Genomic DNA, 6,332 nt, shown 5'->3' on the forward strand with positions numbered 1-6,332 from the left:
GAACTCCCGACCCACATCCCCACCACGCCCCGCAGGTCACCTACCTACCGAACTCCCGACCCACCTCCCGCCGAACCCCCGGCCCACCTCGCCACCACGCCCCGCGGGTCACCTCCCCACCGAACCCCCGGCCCACATCCCGACGGGAAGAGGGGTGCGAGGAGAGGGAGGTGGCGTAGCGTCGGGTCAGCATCGTCTGCCGAGGGAGCGAAGCGTCGTGAAGAAGCTGATCAACACCCCGGAGAGCGTCCTGGCGGACGCCCTGGCCGGAGTCGCCGCCGCCCACCCCGAGTTGACGGTGGACCCGGTGAACCGGGTGATCACCCGCGCGGTCCGGCCCCCGGCGCCCAAGGTCGCGCTGGTCTCCGGCGGCGGGTCGGGCCACGAGCCGCTGCACGGCGGCTTCGTCGGCCCGGGCATGCTGGACGCCGCCTGCCCCGGCGAGGTCTTCACCTCCCCGGTGCCGGACCAGATGCTGGCCGCCGCCAAGGCCGTGGACTCCGGCGCGGGCGTGGTCTTCGTGGTGAAGAACTACACCGGCGACGTGATGAACTTCGAGCTGGCCGCCGAACTGGCCGCCGAGGAGGGCATCGAGGTCCGGACGGTCCTGGTCAACGACGACGTCGCGGTCGAGGACTCCACCTGGACGGCCGGCCGCCGCGGCACCGGCGCGACCGTGCTGGTGGAGAAGATCGCCGGCGCGCTGGCCGAGCGCGGGGCCCCGCTGGACGAGGTGGCCGCCCTGGGGGAACGGGTGAACGCCGCCTCCCGCTCGTTCGCCATCGCGCTGACCGCCGCGACCGTCCCGGCGGCCGGCAAGCCCGGCTTCGACCTGCCGGAGGACGAGATCGAGGTCGGCGTCGGCATCCACGGCGAGCCCGGCCGCCGCCGGGAGAAGCTCCGCCCGGCCCGCGAGCTGGCCACCGAGGTGGTGGAGACGATCCTCACCGACCACCACCTGACGGCCGGCGACGAGGTGATCGCCCTGGTGAACGGCCTGGGCGGCACCCCGCTGCTGGAGCTGTACATCGTGTTCGGCGAGGTGGCCGCCCGGCTGGCCGAGCACGGCGTGACGGTGGCCCGCAGCCTGGTCGGCAACTTCGTGACCAGCCTGGACATGGCGGGTTTCTCGCTCACCCTGGCCAAGGCCGACGCCCAGCTGCTGGAGCTCTGGGACGCCCCGGCCGACACCCCCGCCCTCAAGCGGGCCTGAAGGGAGCTCCCGCATGGACTTCGACACGACGCTCGCCGAGGCCTGGGTGCGCGCGATCGCCGCGGCCGTGGCGGAGGAGCAGCAGCGGCTCACCGAGTTGGACTCGGCGATCGGCGACGGCGACCACGGCAGCAATCTGCAGCGCGGCTTCACCGCCGTGGGGGCCGCGCTGGACGGCCTCGACCCGGCCGGACCGGGGGCGGTGCTGACCAGGACCGGCACCACGCTGATCTCCAAGGTCGGCGGCGCCTCCGGCCCGCTGTACGGGAAGGCCTTCCGGGCCGTGGGCGCCGCCCTGCCCGGCCCGGCCGGCCCGGCGGAGTTCGGCGAGGCGCTGGCGGCGGGCCTGCGGGCGCTCCAGGACCTTGGCAAGGCCGAGCCGGGCGACAAGACGATCGTGGACGCCTGGACCCCGGCCGTGGCGGCCTTCCGCGCCGCGGCGCGGGCCGGCGCCGGTCTGCCGGAGGCGGCCGGGGCGGCGGCGGACGCGGCCGAGCAGGGCGCGCTGGACACCGTGCCGCTCCAGGCCCGCAAGGGCCGCGCCTCCTACCTGGGCCCGCGCAGCGTCGGCCACCAGGACCCGGGCGCGACCTCCACCGCCCTGCTGTTCCGCGCCCTCGCCGAGGTCACCGCGCGCTGAAGGGGCCCTCCGGCTCGCGGTCGGTCCGGGTGATCAGGAGCAGCAGCGCGTCGTCCCGCAGCTCCCCGCCGGTGTGCTCCAGCAGGTCGGCGTAGACCCGGCCCACCGCCGCCTCCAGCTCCGCCGAGGAGCGGGCCGCGCCCCGGACCAGCGGGCCGACCCGCTCCGCCAGCGGGTAGAACCCGCCGCTCTTGCGGTGCTTGGCCTCGATCACGCCGTCCGTGCAGAGCACCAGCACGTCCTCGTCACCGAAGGGCTGGTCCCAGGAGGTGGGCTCGCCCGTGGCCAGCCGGCCGAGGCCGAGCGGCACCCACGGGTCGGGCGCTTCGAGGACGTGCGCCCGGCCGTCCGGGTCCACCCGGATCGGCGCGACGTGTCCGTACTGCAGCAGCTCCATGACGCCGGGTGTGCGGAACTCGGCGAACAGCGCGGTGGTGAACTCCCCGTCCGGCACGTGCCGCTCGACGCTGGCCTCGATCCGGGCGGCCACGCCGCGCAGCCCGACCTCGTCGTACGCGGCCTCGCGGAACGCGCCGAGCACGACGGCGGCGGTCTGCACGGCGCCCAGCCCCTTGCCGCGCACGTCGCCGACGGCGACCCGGGTGCCGTGCGGGGTCTCCAGGACGGAGTAGAGGTCCCCGCCGATCCGCGAGGCGTCGGCGGCGGAGACGTACCGCACCGCGAGGTGCAGCGGTCCGACGACCGGGCCGGGCAGCCGCAGCAGTGCGCGCTGGGCGGCCTCGGCGACGGAGCTGACGGCCGCGAAGGCGGCGGCCCGCCGCATCCTGAGCTTGGCGACCCAGGCGGAGAAGACCGTGAGCAGCAGGTAGCTGACGATCGCGCCGTAGAGGAAGCGCTCGTCGTTGACGTTGTCCACCTGGTCGTAGTGGCTGAGACCGAACACGGCGAAGAAGCCCAGTGAGCAGACCAGCAGCAGTTCGAGCGGCCGCAGGGTGAGCGCGGCGATGGTGGGGACGACCGTCATCAGCGGTGCGAGGTAGCGGTCCTTGCCGGAGAGCAGGTCGGCCAGACCGACCAGCACGATCGCGATCAGGGCCGGGCTGGCCCGGCGCCAGAACGGCACGTCCTGGAGGTCGGTGGCCAGCAGCGCGCCGCGTCGCCGGTCCGGCGGCAGCCCCGCGGCCGTCGGGACCGCGGGCGACTGGGCTCGGCGGATCGGGAACACATATCGAACATATCGGACGATTTGCCGCCCCACCCCCGCACGCCCGGACCCGGGGGCCGGCAGCTCCCCGCGCCCGAATCCGCCCGCCGCCCCGGCGTGCGGATTCGGGCGCAGCGTGTCCGGGCGCATACGCTCTGCTCTCGGAAGCGCCCGCGCCGCCCGCGACAGGCGGTGCGAACGGGGTGCGATCCACGCCACATCACCCTCTTCCCCGGGTGATACCCCGCAGGGGTATGGTGTTATCAGAAGAACAGCCCGGGCACCTGCCCGTGGCCGTACAGACCTCCCGGAGGCCCCGATGTCCAGCACCATCACCTACACCGTGACCGGCATGAGCTGCGGCCACTGCGAGAGCTCGGTCAGCAAGGAGCTCTCCGCCCTGGCCGGTGTCACCGAGGTGGCGGCCGACGCCAAGGCCGGCACGGTGACGGTCTCCTCCGCCGCCCCGCTGGACGACGAGCAGGTCCGCGCCGCCGTCGACGAGGCCGGCTACGAGCTGGTCGGCCGGTCCGCCTGAGCCGCCTGCCGTCCGCGGGAGCGCGCGGTCCGGCCACGCGCTCCCGCCGTCCGCTCAGACCAAGGAGCTGATCAGCATGAGCACCTCCACCCCGGGCTCCACCGCCCCGGACACGGCCGCGACCGACGCGGCCGCGACGGACGGCTCCGCGGTCGTGCGGGACCGCGTCGAGCTGTCCATCGGCGGGATGACGTGCGCCGCCTGCGCGGCCCGGATCGAGAAGAAGCTCAACCGGATGGACGGCGTCGAGGCCACGGTCAACTACGCCACCGAGAAGGCCCGGGTCGACTTCGGGCCCGGCGTGAGCGTGGCCGACCTGATCGCCACCGTCGAGAACACCGGCTACACCGCCGAGCTCCCCCCGCCGCCGGCCCCCGCCCCCGAGGCCCCGGCCGCCGACGCCGCGCCGGAGCGGGCACCGGCCGACCCCCTGCTGGACCGCCTGCTGGTCAGCGCCGTGCTCTCCGTGCCGGTGGTCATGCTGTCGATGATCCCGTCCATGCAGTTCACCAACTGGCAGTGGCTGGCCTTCGCGCTGACCGGCCCGGTGGTGGTCTACGGCGGGCTGCCGTTCCACCGCGCCGCCTGGACCAACCTCAAGCACGGCGCCGCGAGCATGGACACCCTGGTCTCGCTCGGCACCCTGGCCGCCTTCGGCTGGTCGTTCTGGGCACTGTTCTGGGGCACCGCGGGCACCCCCGGGATGCGGCACCCGTTCTCGCTCTCGATAGGTGACACCGACGCCTCGTCGACCCTGTACCTGGAGACGGCCGCCGCCGTCACCGCGCTGATCCTGCTCGGCCGCTACCTGGAGGCCCGCTCCAAGCGCCGGGCCGGTGCCGCCCTGCACGCCCTGCTCGACCTCGGCGCCAAGGACGTCTCCGTCCTCCAGGGCGGCCGCGAGGTCCGGCTGCCGGTGGACCGGCTGACCACCGGAACGCGCTTCGTGGTCCGCCCCGGCGAGAAGATCGCCACCGACGGCGTGGTCGTCGAGGGCGCCTCGGCCGTGGACGCCTCGATGCTGACCGGCGAGTCCGTGCCGGTCGAGGTCGCGGTCGGCGACACCGTCACCGGCGCCACGGTGAACGCCGGCGGCCGGCTGGTGGTCGAGGCCACCCGGGTCGGCGCCGACACCCAGCTCGCCCGGATGGCCCGGCTGGTCGAGGACGCGCAGAACGGCAAGGCCGCCGCCCAGCGCCTGGCGGACCGGATCTCCGCCGTCTTCGTGCCGCTGGTCATCCTGATCGCGCTCGGCACCCTGATCGGCTGGCTGCTGGCCGCCGACAGCCCCACCGAGGCGTTCACCGCCGCCGTCGCCGTGCTGATCATCGCCTGCCCGTGCGCCCTCGGCCTGGCCACCCCGACCGCCCTGATGGTCGGCACCGGCCGCGGCGCCCAGCTCGGCATCCTGATCAAGGGCCCCGAGGTGCTGGAGACCACCCGCAAGGTCGACACCATCGTGCTGGACAAGACCGGCACCGTCACCACCGGCCGGATGACCCTGCTCGCCGTGCACACGGCCGACGGCGTCACCGCGCAGCAGGCACTGCGCCTGGCCGGCGCGGTCGAGCACGCCTCCGAGCACCCGATCGGCGCCGCGATCGCCGCGGCCGCCACCGACCGGACGGGCGAGCTGCCGCCCGTCGCGGACTTCGCGAGCCTGCCCGGCCGCGGCGTCCGGGGCACCGTCGAGGGCCGCACCGTGCTCGCCGGGCGCGCCACCCTGCTGGCCGAGCACGCCCAGCCGCTGCCGCCGGCCCTGGACAAGGCCGGGGCCGAAGCCGAGGCGGCCGGCCGGACCGTCGTCGCGGTCGGCTGGGACGGCGCGGCCCGGGCCGTGCTGGAGGTCGCCGACGCGGTCCGGCCCACCAGCGCCGAGGCCGTCGCCGAGCTGCGCGCGCTGGGCCTGCGGCCGGTCCTGCTCACCGGGGACAACGCCGCCGTGGCCGCGGCGGTGGCCGCCGAGATCGGCATCGCGCCCACCGACGTGAATGCCGAGGTGCTGCCGGAGGACAAGGTCGCCACCGTGCGGCGGCTGCAGTCCGAGGGCCGGGTCGTGGCGATGGTCGGCGACGGCGTCAACGACGCGGCCGCGCTCGCCCAGGCCGACCTGGGGCTGGCCATGGGCACCGGCACCGACGCCGCGATCGAGGCCGGCGACCTCACCCTGGTCCGCGGGGACCTGCGCTCCGCCGCCGACGCGATCCGGCTCTCCCGCCGCACCCTGGCCACCATCCGGGGCAACCTCTGCTGGGCGTTCGGCTACAACGTCGCCGCGATCCCGCTGGCCGCCGCCGGCCTGCTCAACCCGATGATCGCCGGCGCCACGATGGCCTTCTCCTCGGTCTTCGTGGTCACCAACAGCCTCCGGCTGCGCCGCTTCCGGGCCGCCTGACCGTCCGGCCCGGTCGGCCGACCGGGCCGGCCGACGGCGAAGGGCCCGTACCGCTCCGGCGGTTTCTAGCGATCGTTGCAACACGTGGTCGGTTGGTTAGGCCGCGAGGAGTTTAGCCAGACGCTCGGCTGGGGTTTCCCAGCCGAGCGTTTTGCGTGGGCGGCGGTTGAGCTGGTCGGCGACGGCGGCCAAGTGCTCGGGGGTGTGGAGGGTCAGGTCGGTGCCCTTCGGGAAGTACTGCCGCAGCAGGCCGTTGGTGTTCTCGTTCGAGCCGCGCTGCCAGGGACTGGCCGGGTCGCAGAAGTAGACCGGGACGCCGGTGGCGACGGTGAACGATCCGTGTGAGGCCATTTCGGCGCCCTGGTCCCAGGTCAGCGACCG

The 6,332-nt window shown here is 74.8% G+C and carries 6 protein-coding genes; 4 read left to right on the plus strand and 2 right to left on the minus strand.

Annotation, left to right across the window (positions count from 1 at the left end; all coding sequences use genetic code 11):
- The first annotated feature begins 217 nt into the window (after positions 1–217).
- Both dhaK and dhaL read left to right on the plus strand, forming a co-directional pair.
- Positions 218–1,213 (plus strand): dihydroxyacetone kinase subunit DhaK, encoded by a 996-nt coding sequence (gene dhaK / locus ACFVHB_RS36330; RefSeq protein WP_380331053.1) that lies wholly within the window; start codon positions 218–220, stop codon positions 1,211–1,213.
- Positions 1,214–1,226: 13 nt separating this feature from the next.
- Entirely contained in the window at positions 1,227–1,853 is a 627-nt protein-coding gene (gene dhaL, locus ACFVHB_RS36335; protein ID WP_380331056.1) for a dihydroxyacetone kinase subunit DhaL, read from the plus strand.
- Here the strand turns inward: dhaL and ACFVHB_RS36340 are convergent.
- The gene (locus tag ACFVHB_RS36340) at positions 1,840–3,039 is read right to left on the minus strand and encodes a PP2C family protein-serine/threonine phosphatase (protein ID WP_380331059.1); all 1,200 of its coding nucleotides are present in this window, start codon (positions 3,037–3,039) and stop codon (positions 1,840–1,842) included. The two genes, dhaL and ACFVHB_RS36340, sit on opposite strands and share 14 nt — an antisense overlap.
- Positions 3,040–3,337: 298 nt before the next feature.
- Here ACFVHB_RS36340 and ACFVHB_RS36345 point away from each other — a divergent pair, with 298 nt between their 5' ends.
- Both ACFVHB_RS36345 and ACFVHB_RS36350 read left to right on the plus strand, forming a co-directional pair.
- Positions 3,338–3,556 (plus strand): heavy-metal-associated domain-containing protein, encoded by a 219-nt coding sequence (locus ACFVHB_RS36345; RefSeq protein ID WP_380331062.1) that lies wholly within the window; start codon positions 3,338–3,340, stop codon positions 3,554–3,556.
- Positions 3,557–3,632: 76 nt separating this feature from the next.
- Positions 3,633–5,951: a heavy metal translocating P-type ATPase gene (locus ACFVHB_RS36350; RefSeq protein WP_380331065.1), complete on the plus strand. Its 2,319-nt coding sequence runs from the start codon at positions 3,633–3,635 to the stop codon at positions 5,949–5,951.
- 96 nt (positions 5,952–6,047) lie between these two features.
- Here ACFVHB_RS36350 and ACFVHB_RS36355 read toward each other — a convergent pair.
- Positions 6,048–6,332 (minus strand): IS30 family transposase (locus ACFVHB_RS36355; protein ID WP_380331067.1); only part of this gene is annotated, 285 nt, incomplete at its 5' end.

Origin of the sequence: Kitasatospora sp. NPDC127111 (assembly GCF_042677465.1) — a bacterium.
In the GTDB taxonomy this organism is placed as follows: Bacteria; Actinomycetota; Actinomycetes; order Streptomycetales; family Streptomycetaceae; genus Kitasatospora.

What these genes read in the sequence shown, in the direction of transcription:
- dhaL (WP_380331056.1), top strand. Translation starts at nt 1,227, where the DNA reads ATGGACTTCGACACGACGCTCGCCGAGGCCTGGGTGCGCGCGATCGCC.
- ACFVHB_RS36345 (WP_380331062.1), top strand. Translation starts at nt 3,338, where the DNA reads ATGTCCAGCACCATCACCTACACCGTGACCGGCATGAGCTGCGGCCAC.
- ACFVHB_RS36350 (WP_380331065.1), top strand. Translation starts at nt 3,633, where the DNA reads ATGAGCACCTCCACCCCGGGCTCCACCGCCCCGGACACGGCCGCGACC.